Below are 23955 nucleotides of genomic sequence, written 5' to 3' on the forward strand. Positions count from 1 at the left end.
ACCATGGCCTATCAACCCCAGGAAATCTTCTTCCGCTCCAACGCGCCAGTCACGGTCGATGAAGACCTGTGCATCGCCCACAAAGGCTGCACCGTGTGCGTCGACGTCTGCCCGATGGACCTGCTGGCGATCAACCCGGCCACGCAAAAGGCCTACATGGCCTTTGACGAATGCTGGTACTGCATGCCCTGTGAAAAGGACTGCCCGACCGGGGCGGTGAAAGTAGAGATCCCGTACCTGTTGCGCTGAAACACAGTTCCAATGTGGGAGCGGGCTTGCTCGCGAAGGCGTCGGTATATCCAGCATTGATGTCGACTGACCCGCCGCTTTCGCGAGCAAGCCCGCTCCCACATTGGATCGAATGTCGAACACAAATACCGCGCTCACCAACGATCAACTGTGGGAGCGAGCGTGCTCGCGAAGAGGCCAGCCCAAACGCCCAAGAAGCCATCCGGCAACCACCGGACGCCAGATTCCAAACACCCCTCGTTTCCCACCACGCCCTGATCGTGGCGGAGACGAATATCCAATAAATGATTCGAGGGGATTCACCCATGTCTTTGCAAACATTGCTGCGTGCAGCATTAGCCGGTCTGGTACTGGCCTCATTCACCTTCTCCGCGCAAGCGGAAACCATCCGCATTGCCATCGGCACCCAGGACACCACGATCAATTGCGCCGCTGGCGGTCTGTTGATCCGCGAGCTTGGCCTGCTGGATAAATACCTGCCCCACGATGGCCAATACAAAGACGCCAACTATGAAGTGGAGTGGAAGAACTTCACCAGCGGCGCGCCTCTGACTAACGAGATGGTCGCCGGCAAGCTCGACTTCGGCGCCATGGCCGATTTCCCCGGCGCGTTCAATGGCGTGGCGTTCGAAACCGCCGGCAAGCACAGCCTGTTTATCAGCGTGCTCTCGGGCAGCATCAAGGGCAGCGGCAACGGCATCGTGGTGCCGAGCGCGTCGGGCGTGCAGTCGCTGGCGGAGTTGAAGGGCAAGACCATTTCCGTGCCGTTCGCTTCCACCGCCCACGGCATGTTGCTGCGTGCCGTGGCAGCCCAGGGTTGGGACCCGCTCAAGGACGTGAACATCATCGCCCAGCCGCCGGAAGTTGCCGGTTCGGCGTTGCAGGCCGGGAAAATCGACGCCCACGCCGACTTCGTTCCGTTCGCTGAACTGTTCCCGAGTCGTGGTTTTGCTCGCAAGATTTATGACGGCGCCCAGGCCAACGCGCCGACGTTCCATGGCGCTTTGGTTGATCAGGCCTACGCCAAAAAGTATCCGGAAATCGTCGTCGCTTACCTGCGGGCGAGCATTGAGGCGAATCAACTGCTGGCCGCAGAACCGGAGAAGTACAGCGAGCTGATCGCCAAAGTCACCGGAGTCGATGCCGAGGTGAATTACCTGTTCCACGGTCCACTGGGCGTGCAGACCCGCGACCTGAGCTGGAAGCCGGAATACCGTCAGGCGGTGGGTACGGCTATCGATACCCTCAAGCTGCTGAAAAAGGCTGATCGCGGGCTCGATCTCAATACGTTTATTGACGATCAATACATTCGCGCCGCGTTCAAGGCTTCGAACCTCGATTACACCGCGCAATTGGCCAACTACGCGCAGGCGCCGCTCAAAGCAGTGGATGCGTCGAGCGGCAAAGCCATCAGCGATTTCAGCCATGTGGCGGAGATTTGGGTGCGCGGTGAGCCGAAAGTCCGGCAGTACGCCTCGGCGGAGTCGGCGTTCACCGCGTTGGCTGCCCTGAAGCAGGACGGCAAAAACATCCGCGCCGTGTATGCCCAGGCGAGTGACAGCGGGATCAAGTTGCTGGCAGATCAGGCGTGGTTTGCCAGTGACGCGAAAGGCCGGCTCAGTGCGTTCCTGCTCAAGGGCCAGGCCCAACAATTCGCCACGGCCCAGGGCGGCAAAGTCTTCGACTTCACCGACGCCACCACCCAAGCCGTTGCCGCTCGCTAACCCTTGGAGCACCACAATCCCCCGTGGGAGCGAGCCTGCTCGCGAAGGCGGGCTGACATTCAACATTAATGTTGCCTGGCCCACCGCTTTCGCGAGCAAGCCCGCTCCCACAGGTTTTGGGTTGAGAGGAATTATTGTGTACGAATCCTATCTGCGCTGGCTCCCCCGAGCCGCCTCACTGCTGCTCTGCCTTTTATTCTGGCAACTCGCCGCGAGCGGTCATTGGAACCTTGGCCTGGTCACCTTCGCCAACGTCCCGACCCCACTGGCCGTGATCCACGCCGCCCTCGGCCTCGGTGACTCCGGCAAACTTGCCCAGCACCTGAGCAGCAGCCTCAGCCGGGTCTTCGCCGGTTACCTCGCGGCGCTGATCATCGGCATCGCCCTGGGCCTGGCTATCGGCCGCTCGAAGTGGGCCGAGGACTTGCTGCTGCCGCCTCTGGAAGTATTAAGACCTATCCCGGCTGTCGCCTGGATTCCCCTGGCGATCCTGATGTTTCCCTCGTCAGAACTGTCGATGGTCTTCATCACCTTCACCGGCGCGCTGTTCCCGATCCTGCTCAACACCGTGCACGGCGTCGAAGGGGTTGACCCTCGACTGATCGCGTCAGCGAAAAGCCTCGGGGCCGGGCGTCGGGCGATCTTGCTGGAAGTGATCCTACCTGGCGCCGCGCCCAGCATCATCACCGGCCTGGCCATCGGCATGGGCACTTCGTGGTTCTGCCTGGTGACCGCCGAAATGATCTCCGGCCAGTACGGCATCGGCTATTACACCTGGGAGTCCTACACCATCCAGAACTACGCCGACATCGTCGTCGGCATGTTGCTGATCGGCCTGCTCGGGATGGGCAGCAGCCTGCTGATCAAGCGTCTGGGCGGGCTGTTCACACCTTGGCATCGACCACGAGGAAAAGCCTGATGAGCATCTTTCAACACCCGGAAGGGCGAATCGAGATTCGCGGTTTGTCGATCAGCCTGGGGGAGGGCCGCGCGGCGTTTGAAGCCGTTCAAGGCCTGGATTGCCAAATTGAAGCGGGGCAATTCGTCTGCATTCTCGGGCCGTCGGGTTGTGGAAAATCCACCTTGCTCGGCGCCTTGGCCGGACACCTGCAACCCCGCGCCGGTACGCTGAATGTCGATGGGGCGCCTATCGATGGCCCGTCCCCGCAACGCGGCATGGTGTTCCAGCACCACACGCTGTTCCCTTGGCGCACGGTGCGCGACAACGTCGCTTTCGGCCTGAAAATGCGCGGCATCGGCAAAGCCGAACGCCATAAAGCCGCCGATGAAATCCTTGCGTTAGTGGGGTTGGAAGGCTTTGCCGAACGCTGGCCGGATCAGCTCTCCGGTGGCATGCAGCAACGGGTCGAAATCGCCCGGGTGCTGATCAACCGCCCACGGCTGTTGCTGATGGACGAACCCTTCGGCGCCCTCGACGCCCTGACCCGGCTGAACATGCAGGAACTGTTGCTGGACATCTGGACGCGAATTCGCACCACCGTGGTGTTCGTCACCCATGACATCGACGAGGCGCTGTTCCTCGCTGATCGCCTGCTGGTGATGAGTTCGCGGCCGGGGCGAATCATCGAGGATCTGCGCCTGGACTTCCCCCGTCCACGCACCACCGAATTGGTGACAAGCCACGAATTTTCCCGCTTGAAGCGTCATTGCCTCGAGTTGCTGCGTCACGAGGACGGTCGGCAGTTACCCCGCCTGAATCCCCTCGGACTTCCTCCTGAAAACAAACTGCCGCGGTTTGCCCTATGACCTCTCTCTTCGATGTAACCGATAACGACGACATCCTTGCCCTGCAACCGCGTCTGACCGACGACGACCCCGGCGTGCGCCGCATCGCGCTGATCGAACTGGCTGATCTTGAAGAACCGGACGGTTTGCTCTGGCTGGTCGATCGCCTGGCTGAAGACCCGACCGAAGAAGTCCGCGCCGAAGCCGCACGGCTGCTGGAAGCCTGGGAGGATGAACCGGTGGTTGAAGCGTTGTGCCAGGCGCTGACCGATCCCTCGTTGGCCGTGCAAGCTTCCGCCGCGCAGAGCCTCAGCCTGCTCAAGAGTGAAGCCGCGGGCCGGGTGATTCTGCCGTGGACCGGGCATGCCGAGGTTAACGTGCGCATCGCCGCATTCAGGGCCTTGCGCGAGTTGCGGTTCCCCGATGCCGCCGGCGCTGCGTTGGTCGCTTTAAACGATAAAGATGCAAGCGTGCGCCGTGAAGCCGTCGGCGTGCTCGGCTGGCTCAAGCAACTCGATGCCTTGCCAGCCTTGGCCAGACTGGCCAGCGCCGACCCGGACACTGAAGTCCGCCGCGCCGCCACCGGCGCCCTCGGCCTGGCGTCCGACATTCAAGTACTGCCGGCGCTGCGCCAGGCGTTGCAGGACCACGCCTGGCAAGTACGCGAAGAAGCCGCCACCACGCTGGGCAAGGTCGGCCACACTGACGCCGGTCCGGCGCTGGTGGAAGCCTTGAGCGACGATTATTGGCAAGTCCGCTTGCGCGCCACCCGCAGCCTCGGCCGCTTGCGCTATGCCCCGGCCCTGGACGCGCTGATCGACACCCTCGGTCACCGCATCAGCAACCTGCGCAAGGAAGCGGCGCTGGCGTTGGGCGAGTTGAATGATCGCCAAGCCATCGCCGCATTGCTGGCCGCCCAGGATGATGGCGACCCGGAAGTGCGCAAAGCGGTGCGGATTGCCTTGAGTCAGTTGCAATGAACCCGCTGGCCGTCGGTAACTCCCAGAACAAACAGCAACTGCGGTTGAACTGGCCGGATGGGCGCGAACAGTTGCTGGATCACGCCGAGTTACGCCGTCAATGTCCGTGCTCCCAATGTCGGGCGTTTCGGTTGCAAGGCCTGACGGTAAAAGTCGATTCACGCATCCGCGTGGTCGAGTTGAATCCCCAGGGTTACGGCCTGCAACTGATCTTCAGCGACGGCCACGAACGCGGCATCTACCCGTGGCCCTATCTCTCAGGATTAATCCCAAACCCGTAGGAGCGAGGCTTGCCCGCGAAAGCTGCCCGTCAGACGACATTGATATTGAATGTGATGGCCTCATCGCGAGCAGGCTCGCTCCCACATTGGAATGCGGTCAAATGTGGGAGCGAGCCTGCTCGCGAAAGCGGTGGGTCAGTCACATCAATGCCGAATGTGCCGCCGCCTTCGCGGGCAAGCCTCGCTCCTACAAGGGATCTTCGGTGGGCATATATTGAGTGAACACCCGAGATCAAATGTGGGAGCGGGCTTGCTCGCGAAAGCGGTCTGCCGGTCAACATTGATATTGGATGAGATGGCCTCTTCGCGAGCAAGCCCGCTCCTACAGTGATTAGTGGTGGTCAGAGGGATTTGCTGATGCTCGCCACCACCGTCGCGGTGCACACATCGCCATAACCCCAATTGCTGATGCACTGGCTTTGCGACAGGTCAGTATCGATGTAGCTCAAGCCCAACATCATCCCGGCCAGTTCATGGCTCAGCTTCACTTCCCATTCGTGGTACGCGTCCTCGGCATGGCCGTCAGACGAGTACAAGCGCGGGTCCTTGAAGTCCATTTCGCCGTAGCGCAGTTTCAGGCCCAGCCCATAAGGCAATTCGGTTTCGTAGCCTACGTAGCTGTACAACGTGCTCTGCTTGCTGTCGATGCCCGGCGCATCCGCCGAGTAATAAGCCCCGAGTTTCACCCCGTAGGCACTGAGAATTCCGTACACCTCGCTCTGGTTGAACTGGCTCTCTTTCGGATAAGCATATTTGAGATAGCCAACATCCAGACTCACCGCATCGGTCGCCTGCCACAGCCAACCGGCGTAGTAATCCAGTTCCTGGCGAGTTTTCAGGCCGCCGCCGAAATCCACGTTCGAACTCCACACGCCCACATACAAACCGCTGCTGTGGGCCAGGGTGGTGCCGGCCTGCACGGCAGGGTCGTTCAGGGTTTGCGAGATGCCGCGAGTTCGATAGTCGCTGGCCAGGGTCAGGTCCACTTGCACGGAAAAATCATCATTCAAGGGGATGGCCTGGCTGCTCAAGGGCAATAAGCTCAAGGATCCGAGGGCGAACAAGGTGAAAGCTTTCATGGGTCAGTGCCTTTGTTTTGATTGTTTTGGGCAGAGGGCGGGCAAAGCTGCGCCACACCCCGGCGACTGTCGCGGGGGCGGGCAGCAAAGATTTTTCTTATAAGGTTGGTGCGTAGACTTCGCGACCGGCGAACCAGGTTTGCAGCACTTGGGTGTCGTGCAGGGCTTTGTTGTCGACGCTGAACACATCGCGGTCCAACACGATGAAATCAGCCTGCTTGCCGGCACTCAACGAGCCGATCTGCTTCTCCAACCCAATGGTGCGAGCGGCGTTGAGGGTGTAGGCGTAGAACATCGTTTCCCGGTCGAGACGTTCATCGGCGTTTAGCACGCCCAGCGGGCCGACTCGGGTGATGGCTTGAGCCATGGCATTAAAGGGATTCGGCGAGGACACCGGCCAGTCGCTGGCCCCGGCAATGGTTGCGCCCTGTTTCAGCAGCGAGTGCGCCGGGTATTGATAACGGAAGGCCAGGGCGCTGACGTAGGGCTTGATCATGTCCAGCGTGTAGTCGTCGGCGGTGGCCCACAGCAGTTGCATCGAGGCGATCACGTTCAGCGGTTTGAACCGCGCGAACTCCTTCGGGTTGACCATTTGCAGGTGCGTGATCGAGTGAGTGATGCCGCTCTGACGATCCTTGCGCGCCTGCTCGATGCCGTTCAGGGACTCGCGCACCGCGCGGTCGCCAATCGCGTGGATGTGCACCAGCCAGCCACGCTGGTCGATGGCGCTGACCAGTTCGCCGAAATGCTTCGGATCAATCAGCAACTCACCCTGTTTATGCGAGTTGGTGTAAGGGTCGATCATTGCCGCGCTCTGCGCCGGGTATTCGATCACGCCGTCGGCGAAGATCTTGATCCCCGGCAACGTCAGGTTGGGGATGCCCTGGAATTGCTGGCGGACCTTGTCCAGGGTGTCGAGATCGGCCGGTACGCTTTTTGGATTGGCCACCAGCAGGGCGGCGACGTGAACGCTCATGTTGCCGGTCTCGGACAGCGCTTTATAGGCTGGTAGCACGCCGACGGTTTTTTCCGTGGGTTTGAGCGCGAACACTGGCTCGCCCGGCGCAGCGTTGGCGGCAGGGTCCATCCACGCGGTGATGCCGAGGCTGTTGTTGTAACGCATGGCAGATTGCGCGGCTTTGAGCATGTCGGCGGCGCTCGGCACCGGCATTTTCGAGGCCACACGGTCCCAACCGGCGTCCACCAGGAAGCCATTGGGGCGGCCATCGGCGGTTTTGCCGATCGTGTCTTTCTCGGCATCCGGCAGGGTTTTCAGCAGCGCGGCATCAATGCCCGCGCGCGCCAGCATTACATTGTTGGCCCACGCGGTGTGGTGGTCGCTGCCGGTGAACACCACCGGCACCGTGGCCCATTCGCCGCTGTTGAATTTCTTGTCGAAGGCTTCTGCCTGCGCCCAGTAAGCCGAGCTCATGCCGGCCACGCTTAGTACATCGCCATGCTTGGCCTTGCCGTCGTCACGCCAGCCGCGCAGGCGTTTTTCCAGTTCATCGAGGTCGACCATCTCGTCTTCCATGTTGGCCGAGACCATTTCCAGGCCACCGAAAATCGCGTGGGAATGGCTGTCGATCAGGCCGGGCATCAGGGTCTTACCGCCGAGGTCGACGACTTTTGTGCCGGATTCAATCAAGGCTTTGATCTGCGCATCCGTGCCGACTTTCAGCACCTTGCCGTTTTCCACCGCCAAGGCCTGCACCTGCGGTTGGGCGCGGTCAGCGGTGAAAATCTTGCCGTTGAGCAGCACCAGGTCGGTGGCTGCCATGGCTTCCATCGAGGCAAAACTAACCGCGGCCACCAATAGATTCGGGAGGAATCTTTTCATTGAACATTTCCTTGTTATTGCGTCTGATGGCCAGATTAGTGGCTGCTCAGCCACAGCAGAACGCCTCCCTCACGAAAAACGTTTTTGCCGGAATGGAAAAAGCATGGACAAGTTGGGTGCATTAAAAATGTTCGTGGTCACCGCGCAGCTCGGTAGTTTCAGCCGCGCCGCCGAGCAATTGGGCAAGACTCCGTCGGCCCTGACCAAAGCGGTCAATCACCTCGAAGCCGAACTCGGCGCCCGGCTGTTCGAGCGCAGCACCCGGCGGATTTTGCTGACGGAAGTGGGGCGGCTTTACCTGGAAACTGCGCGTCAGGTTTTGCAGCGGCTGGAGGAGGCCGGCGAGGAAGTCGAGCAAATGCAGCATGGCTTGCGCGGCAGCCTGAAAATCACCGCGCCGCTGGCGTACGGGCAGGCGTTTCTTGATCAAGTGTGTGGCGGTTTTCTCGAGCAATACCCGCAGATCAACCTGCAAGTTGACCTGTGCGATGAGTTCGTCAATCTGCTGGAAAGCGGCTATGACCTGGCCCTGCGCGAAGGTCACGACAACTTGCCGGGGTTGATCGCCCGGGTCGTCGGCAGTAATCGCTTGGCGCTCTGCGGCAGCCCGGCCTATCTGGCGCGCAAGGGCTTGTCGGTCACGCCGCAAACCCTTGATGAGCACGAATGGCTGTTGTATCGCCACCCGTTGCTCAGCCGCGAATTCTGGTGGGCCGAGCGTGACGGCCAGCGCTTGAGCCTGCCGCAACCGCAGTCGCCACGGTTGCGCAGTGACAATTACGACTTGCTGCTGGCCAATGCCCTGGCCGGGCGCGGCTTGCTGCACACGCCGTTGTGGAGCGCCGCGCCGTACATCGCTGACGGGCGGTTGGTGCGGCTGATGGCCGACTACAACATCGACCCGGACAGCTTTGGCTCGCACATCCTGGCGGTGTACCCGAGCCATCGGCGGGCGACGGCCAAAGTGGTGGCGTTTATCGATTACATCGCGCAATTTCTGGCTGAGCTGGCGCCCCCTGTAGGAGCTGCCGAGTGAAACGAGGCTGCGATCTTTTGATGTTGTTTTTAAAGAGCAAGGTCAAAAGATCGCAGCCTCGTTTCTCTCGACAGCGCCTACCGGATTGACGGTTGTTGTCAGGAAAACCCGGAAAGAGTACAAATGTACTCCATGACGACTCTCACTCCCCGCCGTACCGCCATCCTGACTTTTATCCGTGATCGAATCGCGGAGCACGGTCAGTCCCCGAGCCTCGCTGAAATCAGCGAGGCCTTTGGTTTTGCCTCTCGCAGCGTGGCGCGCAAGCATGTGCTGGCGCTGACCGAAGCCGGTTTTATCGAGGTCAACCCGCATCAGGCCCGGGGCATTCGTTTGCTCGGGCAACCGGCGCGGCCCGAACTACTGGAGATCCCGGTGCTCGGTCGGGTGGCGGCGGGGGCGCCGATTGGCGCGGATGCCGAGGTACACAGCCGTTTGCTGTTCGACCCGTCGATCTTCTCCCGGGTACCGGACTACATGCTGCGGGTCCAGGGCGACTCGATGATCGAGGACGGTATTCTCGACGGCGATCTGGTGGGCGTGCATCGCAACCCGGAGGCGCTCAACGGCCAGATCGTGGTGGCGCGGCTCGACGGCGAAGTCACCATCAAACGCTTCGAACGGATCGGCGACACGGTGCGGTTGCTGCCGCGCAACCCAGCCTATAAACCGATCATTGTCGAAGCCGATCAGGACCTGGCTATCGAAGGGGTGTTCTGCGGTCTGGTGAGGCAAGGGTGATGGGCGCCGTCGTTGCGCTGGATACGCTGTTCAATGGCGGCCAGGTCTGGAAGGGCCGACCTGCGCCCCCGGCCGTCAGCCCGCAACCCACCGGGCATGCCGCGCTGGATGCGGCGCTGCCGACCGGGGGCTGGCCGGAAGCGGCGTTGACCGAAATCCTGTTGGCCGGGCAGGGCGTCGGCGAGTTGCAACTGGTGTGGCCAGCGCTGGCGCGGTTGTCGGCGGCGGGCGAGCGCATCGTGCTGATCGCGCCGCCGTATGTGCCGTACCCTCAGGCCTGGCAGAACGCCGGGATCGATCTGCGCCAGTTATCGATCATCCAGGCCAGCGAGCGCGATGCGCTGTGGGCGGCGGAGCAATGCCTGCGTTCCGGCAGTTGCGGCGCGGTGCTCTGTTGGCCACGCAAGGCCGATGACCGGGCGCTGCGGCGTTTGCAGGTGGCGGCGGAAACCGGCTCGACCCTGGCGTTTGCCTATCGCTCGATGGCCGAAGCAGTCAATCCTTCGCCGGCGGCCCTGCGCATTGCCATCGACGCCAAGCCTGCGCAGTTGCGGGTATTGAAGTGTCGGGGCGGACTGGCCCGTACGGCGCCGATTGCCTTTGCCATGGGACATTGAGGTTGCCATGCGCTGGGTCTGCATTCTTTTTCCGCAACTGGCGCTGGACGCGGTCCTGCGTCAACGCCCCGATCCCGATGAGCCGTTGGCGCTGCTGACCGGCCCGGCCCAGCGCCGCGCGTTGCAAGCGGTCAATGGCCCGGCCCGGGCGCTCGGCTTGCGCCCCGGCCAATCCATGGCCGCCGCCCAAGCCTTGAGCAAAGGCTTTGTCACGGCTGAATACGATGCCGCCGAGATAGAACACTGGCAGCAGTTTCTCGCCGCTTGGGCCTATCGCTTCAGTTCCCAGGTCAGCGTGCATTACCCCCGCGCCGTGGTGTTTGAAATCGAATCGAGCCTGGGTCTGTTCGGTGCCTGGCCGCAGTTCGAAGCACGCTTGCGCACCGAACTCACCGAACTGGGCTTTCGCCACCGGATTGTCGCCGCACCCAACCCGGTGGCGGCGCGGGTGCTGGCCAACGTTTATGACGGCTTGGTGGTGCCGGACGATCAAGCCTTGCGCTATCACCTGGGGCAATTACCCGTGGACCGCATCGCCCTGGAGCCGACGGTGTCCACAGCGTTATCACGTATGGGCCTGCGCACCTTGAGCCAAGTGCAAGCGCTGCCTAGGCATACCCTGGCCCGGCGTTTCGAGGCTCAGGTGCTCAAGCATCTGGACGCGTTGCTCGGTTTGCGGCACCTGGCCCTGGCGTTCTACCTGCCGCCGGACCGCTTCGATGTGCGCATTGAGCTCAACTTCGATGTGCAGTCTCATCAGGCGCTGCTGTTTCCATTGCGCCGGCTGACGGGTGATCTGTCGGCGTTCCTCTGTGGCCGAGACAGCGGCGTGCAGCGTTTCGACTTGCACCTGGAACACGCCGGGTTGCCGGACACGCTGATCAAGGTCGGGCTGCTCAGCGCCGAGCGCGATCCGGCGATGCTCTTTGAACTGGCCCGTGGCCGACTGGAACAGGTGCAGGTCGAGGCCCCGGTACGCGGTTTTCGCCTGCGCGCCGAAGACCTGCCGAGCTTCGTGCCCCAACGCCAGGAACTGTTCGACGACCGTCCGCAGCAGTCCTTGCCCTGGGAGCAACTGCGCGAACGCCTGCGGGCACGGCTCGGCGATGAAGCGGTGCAGGGTTTGCGCTTTCAGGCCGATCACCGCCCCGAATGTGCATGGCAGACCACAGTCGACAATCAATTCTGCGGCGGGCTGCCGGGGGTGCAACGGCCGGGCTGGCTGCTGACCGAACCATTGGCGGTGCACGAGGGTTCGGCGCGGATTCTCATGGGACCGGAACGCATCGAGTCCGGCTGGTGGGATGGCGCCGATGTGCGCCGCGATTATTACCTGATCCAGACCCGCGCCGGCCAACAGGGCTGGGCCTACCGAGTGGTGGGCGAGGGCGGCCCGTTGTGGCTGCAAGGCTGGTTTGCATGAGCGTCGAGTATGCCGAACTGCATTGCCTGTCGAACTTCAGTTTCCAGCGTGGGGCGTCCAGTGCTCTGGAGTTGTTTCAACGGGCGAAGCAACAGGGTTATCAGGCGCTGGCGATCACTGATGAATGCACCTTGGCCGGCATCGTCCGCGCCTGGCAAGCGGCCAAGTCTGTGGAACTGCCGCTGATCATCGGCAGCGAAATACGCATCGAAGACGGGCCGAAACTGGTGCTGCTGGTGGAAAACCTCGAGGGCTATCAAACGTTGTGCCGGCTGATCACCCGCGCCCGGCGTCGCACGCAAAAAGGCCAGTACCAAGTGCTGCGCGAGGACTTCAGCGAACCGTTGCCGGGGTTGTTGGCGTTATGGGTACCGGACGCGGTGGATGATTTTCAAAGCGGTCATTGGCTCAAACAGGTCTTCGCCGAACGCCTGTGGTTGGCGGTCCAGTTGCATTGCGGGCAGGACGATACCCGGCGATTAAACGCGTTACTGACGTTGGCGAGGGAACTGCGAATCCCGGCTGTAGCGAGCGGCGATGTGCACATGCACGCCCGTGGCCGGCGGGCATTGCAGGACACCATGACCGCGATCCGCCATCACCTGCCGGTGGCCGCCGCCGGGTTGCGCCTGCACCCCAATGGCGAGCGGCATCTGCGCAGCCTCGATGCACTGCAATCGATCTACCCGCCAGCGTTGCTCGATGAAACGCTGGTCATCGCCCGGCGCTGCACTTTCGACCTCGGCCAGTTGCGTTATCAATACCCTCGGGAGCTGGTGCCGGAAGGTCAAACAGCGACTTCCTGGCTGCGTCATTTGACCGAAGAAGGTATCCAGTGGCGCTGGGAAAAAGCGCCGAAAGCCGAAGTGCTGATTCAGATCGATAAGGAACTGGAGCTGATCGCCGAGTTGGGCTACGAAAGCTATTTTCTGACGGTGCATGACATCGTGCGCTTCGCCCGCGAGCAAAAAATTCTCTGCCAGGGGCGGGGTTCGGCGGCCAACTCGGCGGTGTGTTATGCCTTGGGGATCACGGAAATCGATCCGGATCGCACCACGCTGCTGTTCGAACGCTTTCTCTCCAAGGAGCGCAACGAGCCTCCAGACATCGACGTGGATTTCGAGCACGAACGCCGCGAAGAAGTCTTGCAGTACGTGTTTAAGCGCTATGGTCGCACCCGCGCCGCACTGACGGCGGTGGTCAGCACTTACCATGCGGCCGGCGCGGTGCGCGATGTGGCCAAGGCGTTGGGCCTGCCGCCGGATCAGGTCAATGCGCTGGCCGATTGCTGTGGCCACTGGAGTGACAAGACCCCGCCGGTCGAGCGCCTGCTTGAAGGCGGCTTTGACCCCGAGAGCCCGGTGTTGCATCGGGTCTTGAGCCTGACCGGGCAGTTGATCGGCTTCCCCCGGCACCTGTCCCAACACCCTGGCGGTTTCGTGATTTCCGAGCAGCCGCTGGACAGCCTGGTGCCGGTGGAAAACGCCGCCATGGCCGAGCGCACGATCATCCAGTGGGACAAGGACGACCTAGACGCGGTCGGCTTGCTCAAGGTCGATATCCTTGCGCTGGGCATGCTCAGCGCGATTCGCCGATGTTTCGATCTGCTGCGCCGTCACCGCAACCTTGACCTGAGCCTGGCGACGATTCCGTCCGAAGACGTGCCGACCTACGAAATGATTGGCCGTGCGGACACCATCGGTGTGTTCCAGATCGAGTCCCGGGCGCAGATGTCGATGTTGCCCCGGCTCAAACCGGTGAATTTCTATGACCTGGTGATCGAGGTGGCGATTGTCCGTCCGGGGCCGATTCAGGGCGGCATGGTGCATCCGTACCTGCGCCGTCGAAACAAGGAAGAACCCGAGGTCTATCCCTCCCCGGAACTGGAAACAGTGCTCAAGCGCACCCTTGGCGTGCCGCTGTTCCAAGAGCAGGTGATGCAGATCGCCATCGTCGCCGCCGACTACAGCCCCGGCGAGGCCGATCAGTTGCGCCGTTCCATGGCCGCCTGGAAACGTCACGGCGGGCTGGAACCGCACAAGGAGCGTCTGGCCGCCGGGATGAAGAAAAACGGTTACACAGCAGAATTCGCCGCGCAGATCTTCGAGCAGATCAAAGGCTTCGGCAGCTACGGTTTCCCCGAATCCCACGCCGCCAGTTTCGCCTTGCTGACTTACGCCAGTTGCTGGCTCAAATGCCACGAACCGGCAGCCTTCGCCTGTGCGCTGATCAACAGTTGGCCGATGGGCTTCTACAGCCCGGACCAGATTCTGCAGGACGCCCGCCGGCATCATTTGCAGATTCGCCCGGTGGACGTGCGCGCCAGCGATTGGGATTGCAGCCTGGAACCGATCACCGGGGCGCAACCGGCGATCCGCATGGGCTTGCGGATGATCAAGGGGTTTCGCGAAGACGATGCCCGACGCATCGAGGGCGCACGGTCGAGGGGTGTATTTACCGACATCGCCGATCTGGGCGAACGGGCGCAACTCGATGCCCGCGCCCAGGAACAATTGGCCGATGCCGGCGCCTTGCGCGGTTTGGCCGGTGACCGCCATCGGGCGCGCTGGGAGGTGGCGGGCGTGCAGAAACAACTCGGGTTGTTCGCCGGGTTGCCGCGTCAGGAAGAGCCCGAGGTGTCGCTGCCCAAACCCACCGTGGGCGAAGACCTGCAGGCCGATTACGCGGCGGTTGGCACCACCCTCGGCCCGCATCCGCTGGCGTTATTGCGCGCCGAGTTGAAGGCCCGGCGTTGCCGCAGCTCGAAGGAATTGCTCGACGTCGAGCATGGCCGGCCCGTCAGCGTCGCCGGACTGGTGACCGGCCGCCAACGACCGGGCACCGCCAGCGGCGTGACTTTCGTCACCCTTGAGGACGAGTTTGGCAATGTCAACGTGGTGGTCTGGCGCGACCTGGCCGAACGGCAGCGCCAGGTGTTGGTGGGTTCGCAATTGCTCAAGGTCGATGGCCGTTGGGAGCGGGAAGGTGAGGTGCGGCACCTGATTGCCGGACGGCTGAGCGACCTGAGCCCGTTGCTCGACGGCATCAGCGTGCGCAGCCGGGATTTCCGTTGAACCGGCAATATTCAAGAAATAGTCCGAGCGATGAGTAACCTGTGGCGAGGGAGCTTGCTCCCGTTGGGTCGCGAAGCGGCCCCAAAAAACAAGGGGACTGCTGCGCAGTCCAACGGGAGCAAGCTCCCTCGCCACAGGTCAGCGTAGGGTCAACGATCTGACGCCAAAAATATTTAAATGCTGTTACAGATAGTGGCACTTTGGCATAATGCCCGCCGCCGACGTCCCACACGTCGATTATTATCCCCATCGCTTTTTCGTCGCTGCAACCCGCAGCGGTTGGCCATTGCCGTGCCGGGATCAACAGCACTTCAGAAGGAATGCACAGTGAGAATGATCTCTCGGATGTTGGTATCAGGGGCAGCGATTGCCGTACTGAGCGCGGTCAGCGGGTGTGCGACCGAAAGCTCCCGGGCTTTGCCGGTGGAAAAAGTCGAAAGCGCCAGCCAGGCCTGGACCGGTGTTCGCGTACCGATGGCGGTGGGCAAGTTTGATAACCGCTCGAGTTACATGCGCGGGATCTTCTCCGACGGCGTAGATCGCCTCGGCGGTCAGGCCAAGACCATTCTGATTACTCACTTGCAGCAGACCAACCGCTTCAGCGTGCTGGACCGCGACAACATGGGCGAGATCCAGCAAGAAGCGTCGATCAAGGGCCAGGCTCAGCGCCTCAAGGGTGCTGACTTCGTGGTCACCGGCGACGTCACCGAGTTCGGTCGCAAGGAAACCGGCGACCAGCAGTTGTTCGGCATTCTCGGTCGTGCCAAGACCCAAGTGGCTTACGCCAAGGTCAACCTGAACATCGTCAACATCAGCACCTCGGAAGTCGTCTATTCGACCCAGGGCGCGGGCGAATACGCCTTGTCCAACCGTGAAGTCGTCGGTTTCGGCGGCACGGCGTCCTACGATTCGACACTCAACGGCAAAGTGCTCGACCTGGCCATGCGCGAGGCGATCAATCGCCTGGTCGATGGCATGAACTCCGGTGCGTGGAAACCGGGCAACTGATCAAGGTCGATGACAAGGAGCGCTAATCGCATGAACAAGTATCTGTCGTGGCCATTGATGGCATTGGCTCTGTCCGGCAGCGCGTTGCTGGCCGGTTGCAACAGCGGCCCGAAAACCCTCTACCAGTGGGAAAGCTACCAGCCGCAAGTCTACGAGTACTTCAAGGGTGAAACCCCGAAGGAAGCACAGGCCGAAGCCCTGGAGCGTGATTTGCAGAAAATCGCCTCGACTGGCAAGACAGCGCCACCCGGTTACCACGCCCACCTGGGCCTGTTGTACCTGAGCATGGGCAAGGATGATCAGATGGTTCAGCAGTTCCGAACCGAGAAGACGTTGTTTCCCGAGTCGGGGACCTACATGGATTTTCTGCTCAAGAACGCTAAAACCGGAGACGTCAAATGATCTCGTGCTCATTGAAACTGATGGCTGGTCTGCTGGCACTGGCCGTTCTCGGCGGTTGTGTCAGCCCCAAGACCGTGGACTACTCTGCGTACAAGCAAAGCCGCCCGAAAACCATTCTGGTGCTGCCGCCGCTGAACGATTCCCCGGACGTCAAGGCGTCCTACTGCATGCTGTCCCAAGTGACCTTTCCCTTGGCGGAGGCGGGTTACTACGTGCTGCCGATCGCTCTGGTCGACGAAACATTTCGCCAGAATGGCCTGACCACACCGGCAGATATTCACCAGGCCCCGGCCGACAAGTTGCGCAATATCTTCGGTGCCGACGCGGCGCTCTACATCACCGTGACCGAGTACGGCACTCACTACATGGTGATCAGCAGCGAAACGGCAGTCACCGCCACTGCAAAACTGGTGGACCTGAAAACGGGTACCACCTTGTGGACGGGCGCGGCGCGTGCGTCGAGCGAAGAGGGTGGTAACAACAGTGGTGGCGGGTTGCTTGGCGCGCTGATTACGGCGGCGGTGAAACAGGTCATCAACAGCTCCACCGACGCCGGTTACCCGATTGCCGGCGTCGCCAGCAACCGCTTGTTGTCAGCCGGCCACCCGGCAAGTTTGCTGTATGGACCGCGTTCGCCGAAATACGGCACTGACTGAAACTGTCCCGACCATGATCGTTCCGACGCTGCGCGTTGGAACGATCATTCGCCTACGGGCTAGAAGCTTTTCCTTCCCCGCATCGAGAAGTCCTTTCTCGACATCGCCGTCCCCCTGAAAACTGGCTACCATCCGCTTAAGCATTTGATTGAGGTGTAGTGCTCGCAGCTATATCTGCCCAGCCTGCACTTGTGGCGAGGGAGCTTGCTCCCGCTGGAGTGCGAAGCACTCCCAACGCCAGTCTCCACCGTGGCGTCTGGTTTACGACTGCTTCGCAGCCGAGCGGGAGCAAGCTCCCTCGCCACAAAAGCCTGGCATGCGTGAATCAGTTATACCTCCATGAAACCATTGGCGCCCACCGTGCTCGAAACAAACGGGTGCCACTACAGGACACAAAGTCAGCCGATGCAGTTTCTATCTGATAGCCACGGGTGTGCAGGCTGGAACGGTGAAATGGCCGGACGGATTCGTGCGTTCGACTGGGGCCAGACCGAGCTGGGCAGCATCGATCATTGGCCACGCAGCCTGAGCAGTGCGGTGCAGTTGGTGCTGGCTTCGCCACTGCCGATGGTGATGCTCTGGGGACCGCTCGGCTACATGATCTACAACGACGCCTACTCGATTTTCGCCGGTGGCCGCCATCCTTATCTGCTGGGCACGCCGGTAGAACTCGGCTGGCCGGAAGTGGCCGACTTCAACCGCCATGTGCTGGATACCTGCCTGGCTGGCGGGACGTTGTCCTTTCGCAATAAAGAGTTGGTATTGCTGCGCGACGGCGTGCCTGAAGACGTCTGGATGGACCTCTATTACAGCCCGGTCGCCGATGATGAAGGGCGACCTGCCGGGGTCATGGCGATGGTGGTCGAGACCACCGCCCATGTGATTTCCGAACGCCGCCGCGAGGAAGCCGAGTACGCCTATCGCGCCGACAACGAGCGAGTGCGTCTGGCGCTCAATGCCGGGGCCTTGCTCGGCTCGTTCGTCTGGGACATCGAAACCAACGTGTTGTCCGGCGACGAGCGCTTCGCCTGCACGTTTTCCTATCCCGCTGAGCATAAGCTGGCCGACCTGCCATCGAGCATCGCCGAATCACGCATTCATCCCGACGACCGCAGTTGGGTTCAGGAGCAGGTCGATCAAGCCGTGCAAAGCGGAGCGCCTTACAACGCCGAATATCGAGTGCTGCGCCCGGACGGCAGTTACCTGTGGGTGCTGGCCAGCGGCTGCTGCGAGTTCAATGAGCAGGGCAAACCGTTCCGCTTTCCCGGGGTGTTGATCGACATCCACGAACGCAAGACTGCTGAAGAATCCTTGCTCAAGTTCACCCGCAATCTGGAGCAGCGGGTGGCCGACGAAGTCGGTGCGCGGCTGGCGGCCGAGGAGCAATTGCGCCAATCGCAGAAGCTGGAAGCGATTGGCGGCCTCACCGGCGGCGTTGCCCATGACTTCAATAACCTGCTGCAAGTGATTGCCGGCAACCTGCATTTGCTGGCCCGCCATGAACCGGACAACCTCAACGTACAGCGCCGGGTCAGTGCCTCGATTGCGGCGGTCGAGCGCGGGGCCAAGCTGTCTTCGCAACTGCTCGCGTTCGCCCGGCGCCAGCCATTGTCGCCGGCCGTGTGCGACCCACGGCAGATTTTTGAAGGGCTGGGGGAGTTGTTGCAACGGGCGTTGGGGGAAACCATCCAGATCAATATGCAGGTGGTCGACGACGCCTGGCGCGTCCATGTCGACCGCAACCAACTGGAAAACGCCATCCTCAACCTGGCGATCAATGCCCGCGATGCCATGAACGGCGAGGGCACGATCGATCTGAACGCCGAGAATATCGTCCTGGACTACCGGTTTTGTACGGACAAGGGCATCGTCGCCGGTGACTACCTTCGAGTGACGGTGACCGACGCCGGGTCAGGCATGCCGCCTCAGGTGCTGGCCCAGGCATTCGAGCCATTTTTCACCACCAAGGCTGACGGCCACGGCACCGGCCTGGGGTTGAGCATGGTGTTCGGTTTCGTCAAACAGAGCGGCGGGCATATCGAAATTTACAGCGTGGTTGGCGAGGGCACTCGGGTGCAGCTGTATTTTCCGCGCAGCCTGCGACCGTTGCCCGATGAAACGCCGCTGCACGTGCCACAGCAACGGGGCGGGCATGAAACGATTCTGGTGGTCGAGGACAACGAAGCCGTGCGTATTTCTGCGGTGGAGTTGCTACGCGAAGAAGGCTATCAGGTGCTGACCGCCAGCAACGGCGACACGGCTATGCAGATGTTGTTGGAAGGCGTGGCGGTGGACCTGATCTTCACCGACGTGGTCATGCCCGGCCTGATCAAAAGCTCGGACCTGGCGGCCTGGGCCAAAGTGCAGGACCCGGCGGTGGCGGTGTTGTTTACCTCTGGCCACACAAGGGACATCATCTCGCGCAATCACCAACTGAGCCCTGATACGCATCTGCTCAGCAAACCGTATGGGCCGCAAGCGCTGACCCGGATGGTGCGCACGGTCCTGAATGGTTGACCCCGCTCCCACATGGATCGGTGTTTATTCAGTTGTTTAATTAAGGCGACTTCATGACTTCAAAGCGCACTTCAACCCTTCCCACCAGCATGGTTCGGGTGCGTGGTGCCCGCGAGCACAACCTCAAGAACGTCGATGTCGACATTCCCCGCGATGCCTTGGTGGTGTTCACCGGCGTCTCCGGTTCGGGCAAATCGTCCCTGGCGTTTTCGACCCTGTACGCCGAAGCGCAACGACGCTATTTCGAATCCGTGGCGCCTTATGCCCGACGCCTGATCGATCAAGTCGGGGTGCCGGACGTCGATTCCATCGAAGGCTTGCCGCCGGCCGTGGCCCTGCAACAACAGCGGGGCACGCCGAGCACTCGGTCTTCGGTGGGCAGCGTGACGACGTTGTCGAGCCTGATCCGCATGCTCTATTCCCGCGCTGGCAGTTATCCGCCGGGGCAGCCGATGCTCTACGCCGAGGACTTTTCGCCAAACACGCCCCAAGGCGCCTGCCCCGAGTGCCATGGTCTGGGCCGGGTTTATGAAGTGACCGAAGCGCTGATGGTCCCGGACCCGAGCCTGACCATCCGCCAGCGGGCGATTGCCTCTTGGCCGCTGGCTTGGCAGGGACAGAACCTTCGGGACATTCTGGTAACGATGGGCATCGACGTCGACATTCCCTGGCGCAAACTGCCGAAAAAACAGCGCGACTGGATTCTCTTCACCGAAGAAGCCCCCACCGTGCCGGTGTACGCCGGGCTGACTCCGGAAGAAACCAAAGTCGCCCTCCAGCGCAAAATGGAACCGAGTTACCAAGGCACCTTCACTGGCGCCCGGCGCTACATCCTGCACACCTTCAGCCATTCCCAAAGCGCGTTGATGAAGAAGCGCGTTTCGCAATTCATGCTCGGCAGCCCGTGCCCGTTGTGCGACGGCAAACGGCTCAAGCGTGAAGCGTTGTCGGTGACCTTTGCCGGGTACGACATCGGCGAGCTGTCGCAAATGCCGTTGCTGCAAGTGGCCGAGGTGCTGAAGCCGGTGGCAGCGCAGACTTATCTGGAACAGGCCGATGAGCCGGGCGAAGTGTTGACTCACAGCCAGACCCGCGAGGCCCGTGAGCAGCGAGTCGCCCACGGCGCCAGTGGCCACGCCAACGCCCCGGACGTGCGCCACACGCCAAATCTGTCGGTGGAGAAACGCCTGGCGGCGCAGCGCATTGCTCAGGACTTGCTGGAGCGGGTTAGCACCCTGACCGATCTGGGCCTCGGTTACCTGGCGCTGGAACGCAGCACGCCCACCCTGTCGTCCGGCGAACTGCAACGTTTGCGCCTGGCGACGCAGTTGGGTTCGCAACTGTTCGGCGTGATCTACGTCCTTGATGAGCCGTCCGCCGGCCTGCACCCGGCGGATGGCGAAGCGCTGTTCGAAGCCCTGCAACGCTTGAAAGCAGCGGGCAACACGCTGTTTGTGGTCGAACATGACCTGGAAACCATGCGCCGCGCCGACTGGCTGATCGACGTCGGGCCGGCGGCGGGCGAGCATGGCGGGCGCATCCTCTACAGCGGGCATCCTTCAGGGCTGGAACACGTCAGCGATTCCCAGACCCGCGCTTACCTGTTCGCCGAACAGGTCACGGCACCGCGCGCTGTTCGCAAGGCTAAGGACTGGCTGCGACTGGAAGGCATCACCCGCAATAACCTGAACAACCTCAGTGTCGAGTTCCCCTTGGGTTGCTTCACTTCAGTGACTGGCGTCTCGGGTTCCGGCAAGTCGAGCCTGGTTAGCCAGGCGTTGCTCGAACTGGTGGGCGCGCATCTGGGACGAGGGGCCAGCGAGCCAGAAGAACTGAGTCTCGAGGACGACGCCCCACAAGTCAGCGGTGGTCAGGTCACGGCGGGGCTGGAGTCGATCAAGCGTCTGGTGCAAGTCGACCAGAAACCGATTGGCCGCACGCCGCGCTCGAACCTGGCGACCTACACCGGACTGTTCGACAACGTGCGCAAACTGTTCGCCGCCACGCCTGAGGCGCAGGCTGAGGGCTATGACGCCGGGCAGTTTTCCTTCAACGTCGCCAAGGGTCGTTGCCCGACGTGCGAAGGCGAAGGGTTCGTCAGTGTCGAGTTGCTGTTTATGCCCAGCGTCTATGCACCATGCCCAACCTGCCACGGTGCCCGCTACAACCCGCAGACCCTGGCAATCACCTGGCAAGGGCTGAGTATCGCCCAGGTGTTGCAGCTGACGGTGGATGAGGCGGTGATGGTGTTTGCCGAGCAACCGGGCATTCGCCGTTCGCTGGAAGTGCTGCGGGATATCGGTCTCGGTTATCTGCGACTTGGTCAGCCGGCGACCGAATTGTCCGGCGGCGAAGCCCAGCGGATCAAACTGGCCACCGAGCTGCAACGCAGCCAGCGCGGCGCGACCCTGTACGTGCTCGACGAACCGACTACCGGTTTGCACCCACGGGACGTTGATCGATTGCTGGAACAACTCGATACGCTGGTGAAGGCAGGACACACGGTGATCGTGGTCGAGCATGAAATGCGCGTGGTCGCCCAGAGTGACTGGGTGATCGACATCGGGCCGGGAGCGGGGGATCAGGGCGGCAAGATCGTGGTGGCCGGCACACCGCAGACCGTCGCCAAAAACAAGAAAAGCCGCACGGCGCCGTTTTTGGCCAAGGTCCTCGCCCAATGATCGTTCCCACGCTGAGCGTGGGAACGAGTAGGAGTTGCCGAAGGCTGCGATCTTTTGACTGGCGTCGTAGGAGCAAAGCTTGCTCTCGAAGCAATTTCAAGGACGTCATCGCCGGCAAGCCGTGCTCCTGCGTGGAGCGCATCTGGCGATAGATCCTATTGAACGTTGCCCGCCGCATGGCTTCGAATCTTCAAGGCCCGACTGTTTCAGCCGCGCACGTGCAGTGACGAATGAGGTACCTATGAAAGACGAATCAATGACTCAGCAACAGGATCAGGCGGTCAATCGCAACGATCCGGCGATTGATCCTCAGGTCCCCGGTGAAAATGGTAGCGAAACCGACGAAAAAACCACTGAGCCGGACAGTGCCAATACAGCGGTCGACCAGAAAAATCGCAACACCGACAACGACAACGAGTTCAGCCCCGGCTTCAAGCCCAATCCCGACCGGCCAAAGCCTGGCGATGAAACTGATGCCGATATCGATACTGATGGGGGCTAACGCCACGCATAAAACTGTGGGAGCGGGCTTGCTCGCGAAAGCGGACTGTCAGACAACACAGATGTTGAATGTAAGACCGCTATCGCGAGCAGGCTCGCTCCCACAGGGGGTGTGAAGGTTACTTGCCAGGATGCGCCGCTTGCAGGGCTTTTGCCGCGTCCAGGTGCTTTTCCAGCGCCGGCAGCATTTGCTGGGCAAAGCCTTTGAGTTCGGTGCCGCCCGGGGTTTTATCGTCGGTCACAGTGTCGGCTTCTTTCTTGAACAACGCGATGGTTTCTTCGTGTGCCTTCACTTGATTGTTGGCATAGGCCGCGTCGAACGACTCATCGCGCATGTTGAGGATCTTCTCTTTCGCCTGCTTCACCAGCGTTGTGCTGTCCGGCACCTTGATGTCATGTTTTTTCGCCAGGGCCGCCAGTTCATCGTTGGCCTTGGAGTGGTCGCTGATCATCATGTTGGCGAACGTTTTGACGTCCGCCGATGAGCTTTTTTCCAGGGCCAGTTTGCTGGTTTCGACTTCGGCGATGCCGCCCGCCGCGGCGTTATCGACAAAGCTGTTGGAAGTGGCAGCAAAAGCGGCGCCCATGCTGCTGCTCAAGGCAACGGCCAGGGCGAGGTGGCGTAGGGTGAATCCGTCCATTGGTTATTCTCCACACAGGTGTTCTTGGGCGATCGAGTGATCGTTAAACAGTGGAGGCCGGCGCATGACCAAAGGTTTGATTGCAAATACATCAGGACGACGAACGGGCACCGCTGGTCTGACAGGTGGTCGACAGAACCGGGTAACCGAGGCCATTCTGATGGCTGGTGAACGCAATCGATCGCGTTTGCTACCGATCAACAAACGGAGGTGTTCCATGCCGGTGCCACACGACCTTTATCAGGACCTGAGTTTTTCAAAGGAAGATATCCAGCAAAAACGCACCAAGGATCCGTTACTGGATTCACTGATCAACAAGTATTCGCAAGCGGATGCCGAGGTGGTCAAGGCTGAAACCGCCCAATCAGACGCGCCCAGTGATGACGCACTAAAGAAGCTCAAGGAGCGGCGCTTGCTGGTCAAGGACAAGATCGTCAAACAACTCCAGGCGTCGTCCTGAACCACCGATGGCCGGTGACTGAATAATTGGAACGGCGTCAGACCCCGGCACCTCGAAAGTACAGAGCCTTTCCATTTATGACTCGCTTGAGAGGTGCCTTCATGACACACCCCAAATTTCCCAGCGAAGAGCAGGGCGGGTATGACCCCATACCGACCCATCCTGAACCGCTGAGCCCGCAGCACTATACGGTTGAGCCCGAAGAGCCGGATGGCGATGAACTTCCGGATGATGAGAAGCGCAAGCCCGTAAACCCCAAAATCCCAGACGCATAGATCCCCCTGTGGGAGCGAGCTTGC

At 61.3% G+C, this 23955-nt stretch carries 21 protein-coding genes; 18 read left to right on the top strand and 3 right to left on the bottom strand.

All coding sequences use genetic code 11. The annotated features are described in order from the left end of the window. Nucleotides 1-3: 3 nt before the first annotated feature. The 6 genes from AC1MEW_RS17880 to AC1MEW_RS17905 all read left to right on the top strand — a co-directional run bounded on the left by AC1MEW_RS17880 (nucleotide 4) and on the right by AC1MEW_RS17905 (nucleotide 4980). The gene (locus AC1MEW_RS17880; protein ID WP_007946457.1) at nucleotides 4-249 is read left to right on the top strand and encodes a 4Fe-4S dicluster domain-containing protein; all 246 of its coding nucleotides are present in this window, start codon (nucleotides 4-6) and stop codon (nucleotides 247-249) included. 305 nt (nucleotides 250-554) lie between these two features. Beyond that, nucleotides 555-1973 (top strand): ABC transporter substrate-binding protein, encoded by a 1419-nt coding sequence (locus tag AC1MEW_RS17885; protein ID WP_480423048.1) that lies wholly within the window; start codon nucleotides 555-557, stop codon nucleotides 1971-1973. Nucleotides 1974-2109: 136 nt separating this feature from the next. Next, the gene (locus AC1MEW_RS17890) at nucleotides 2110-2892 is read left to right on the top strand and encodes an ABC transporter permease (protein ID WP_322268757.1); all 783 of its coding nucleotides are present in this window, start codon (nucleotides 2110-2112) and stop codon (nucleotides 2890-2892) included. Continuing rightward, nucleotides 2892-3740, top strand: a complete 849-nt coding sequence (locus AC1MEW_RS17895) for an ABC transporter ATP-binding protein (RefSeq protein WP_201203162.1) — start codon at nucleotides 2892-2894, stop codon at nucleotides 3738-3740. Before AC1MEW_RS17890 ends, AC1MEW_RS17895 begins: the two co-directional genes overlap by 1 nt. Beyond that, complete coding sequence (locus AC1MEW_RS17900; protein ID WP_480423049.1) at nucleotides 3737-4699, top strand: HEAT repeat domain-containing protein; 963 nt, start codon at nucleotides 3737-3739, stop codon at nucleotides 4697-4699. Before AC1MEW_RS17895 ends, AC1MEW_RS17900 begins: the two co-directional genes overlap by 4 nt. After that, complete coding sequence (locus tag AC1MEW_RS17905; RefSeq protein WP_201256966.1) at nucleotides 4696-4980, top strand: DUF971 domain-containing protein; 285 nt, start codon at nucleotides 4696-4698, stop codon at nucleotides 4978-4980. Before AC1MEW_RS17900 ends, AC1MEW_RS17905 begins: the two co-directional genes overlap by 4 nt. A gap of 341 nt (nucleotides 4981-5321) precedes the next feature. Here AC1MEW_RS17905 and AC1MEW_RS17910 read toward each other — a convergent pair whose 3' ends face one another. After that, the gene (locus AC1MEW_RS17910) at nucleotides 5322-6059 is read right to left on the bottom strand and encodes a TorF family putative porin (RefSeq protein WP_201203169.1); all 738 of its coding nucleotides are present in this window, start codon (nucleotides 6057-6059) and stop codon (nucleotides 5322-5324) included. A 97-nt stretch (nucleotides 6060-6156) separates the two neighbouring features. Beyond that, nucleotides 6157-7899 (bottom strand): amidohydrolase, encoded by a 1743-nt coding sequence (locus AC1MEW_RS17915; RefSeq protein WP_323570093.1) that lies wholly within the window; start codon nucleotides 7897-7899, stop codon nucleotides 6157-6159. Between the two features lie 103 nt (nucleotides 7900-8002). On the opposite strand from AC1MEW_RS17915, the gene AC1MEW_RS17920 reads away from it, so the two are divergent. From AC1MEW_RS17920 to AC1MEW_RS17970, 11 genes are all read left to right on the top strand, one after another. Next, a complete protein-coding gene (locus AC1MEW_RS17920) occupies nucleotides 8003-8935 on the top strand; it encodes a LysR family transcriptional regulator (RefSeq protein ID WP_323570094.1) in 933 nt (310 codons plus the stop codon). A gap of 123 nt (nucleotides 8936-9058) precedes the next feature. After that, entirely contained in the window at nucleotides 9059-9676 is a 618-nt protein-coding gene (gene lexA / locus AC1MEW_RS17925; protein WP_322268754.1) for a transcriptional repressor LexA, read from the top strand. After that, the gene (gene imuA, locus AC1MEW_RS17930; RefSeq protein WP_480423051.1) at nucleotides 9676-10293 is read left to right on the top strand and encodes a translesion DNA synthesis-associated protein ImuA; all 618 of its coding nucleotides are present in this window, start codon (nucleotides 9676-9678) and stop codon (nucleotides 10291-10293) included. Before lexA ends, imuA begins: the two co-directional genes overlap by 1 nt. Before the next feature lie 7 nt (nucleotides 10294-10300). Continuing rightward, the gene (locus AC1MEW_RS17935) at nucleotides 10301-11716 is read left to right on the top strand and encodes a Y-family DNA polymerase (protein ID WP_480423052.1); all 1416 of its coding nucleotides are present in this window, start codon (nucleotides 10301-10303) and stop codon (nucleotides 11714-11716) included. Next, nucleotides 11692-14790, top strand: coding sequence for an error-prone DNA polymerase (locus AC1MEW_RS17940; RefSeq protein ID WP_480423054.1), 3099 nt, complete (start codon nucleotides 11692-11694; stop codon nucleotides 14788-14790). Before AC1MEW_RS17935 ends, AC1MEW_RS17940 begins: the two co-directional genes overlap by 25 nt. Before the next feature lie 333 nt (nucleotides 14791-15123). After that, entirely contained in the window at nucleotides 15124-15798 is a 675-nt protein-coding gene (locus tag AC1MEW_RS17945; protein WP_480427276.1) for a CsgG/HfaB family protein, read from the top strand. 30 nt (nucleotides 15799-15828) lie between these two features. Beyond that, nucleotides 15829-16200, top strand: a complete 372-nt coding sequence (locus AC1MEW_RS17950) for a DUF4810 domain-containing protein (protein WP_201203187.1) — start codon at nucleotides 15829-15831, stop codon at nucleotides 16198-16200. After that, the gene (locus tag AC1MEW_RS17955) at nucleotides 16197-16856 is read left to right on the top strand and encodes a DUF799 domain-containing protein (RefSeq protein ID WP_480423055.1); all 660 of its coding nucleotides are present in this window, start codon (nucleotides 16197-16199) and stop codon (nucleotides 16854-16856) included. Before AC1MEW_RS17950 ends, AC1MEW_RS17955 begins: the two co-directional genes overlap by 4 nt. A gap of 405 nt (nucleotides 16857-17261) precedes the next feature. After that, nucleotides 17262-19373: a hybrid sensor histidine kinase/response regulator gene (locus AC1MEW_RS17960; protein WP_201256968.1), complete on the top strand. Its 2112-nt coding sequence runs from the start codon at nucleotides 17262-17264 to the stop codon at nucleotides 19371-19373. A gap of 53 nt (nucleotides 19374-19426) precedes the next feature. Next, entirely contained in the window at nucleotides 19427-22054 is a 2628-nt protein-coding gene (uvrA, locus tag AC1MEW_RS17965) for an excinuclease ABC subunit UvrA (protein WP_480423056.1), read from the top strand. 79 nt (nucleotides 22055-22133) lie between these two features. Next, nucleotides 22134-22556: a hypothetical protein gene (locus AC1MEW_RS17970; protein ID WP_480423057.1), complete on the top strand. Its 423-nt coding sequence runs from the start codon at nucleotides 22134-22136 to the stop codon at nucleotides 22554-22556. Nucleotides 22557-22674: 118 nt separating this feature from the next. Here the strand turns inward: AC1MEW_RS17970 and AC1MEW_RS17975 are convergent, their stop codons facing one another. After that, nucleotides 22675-23196: a DUF4142 domain-containing protein gene (locus AC1MEW_RS17975; RefSeq protein ID WP_323570098.1), complete on the bottom strand. Its 522-nt coding sequence runs from the start codon at nucleotides 23194-23196 to the stop codon at nucleotides 22675-22677. A gap of 217 nt (nucleotides 23197-23413) precedes the next feature. Here AC1MEW_RS17975 and AC1MEW_RS17980 point away from each other — a divergent pair, with 217 nt between their 5' ends. After that, entirely contained in the window at nucleotides 23414-23656 is a 243-nt protein-coding gene (locus AC1MEW_RS17980; protein WP_201256974.1) for an HP1242/YdcH family protein, read from the top strand. Nucleotides 23657-23955 lie beyond the last annotated feature (299 nt).

The sequence above is a fragment of the Pseudomonas sp. ASL4 genome (genome assembly GCF_056680395.1).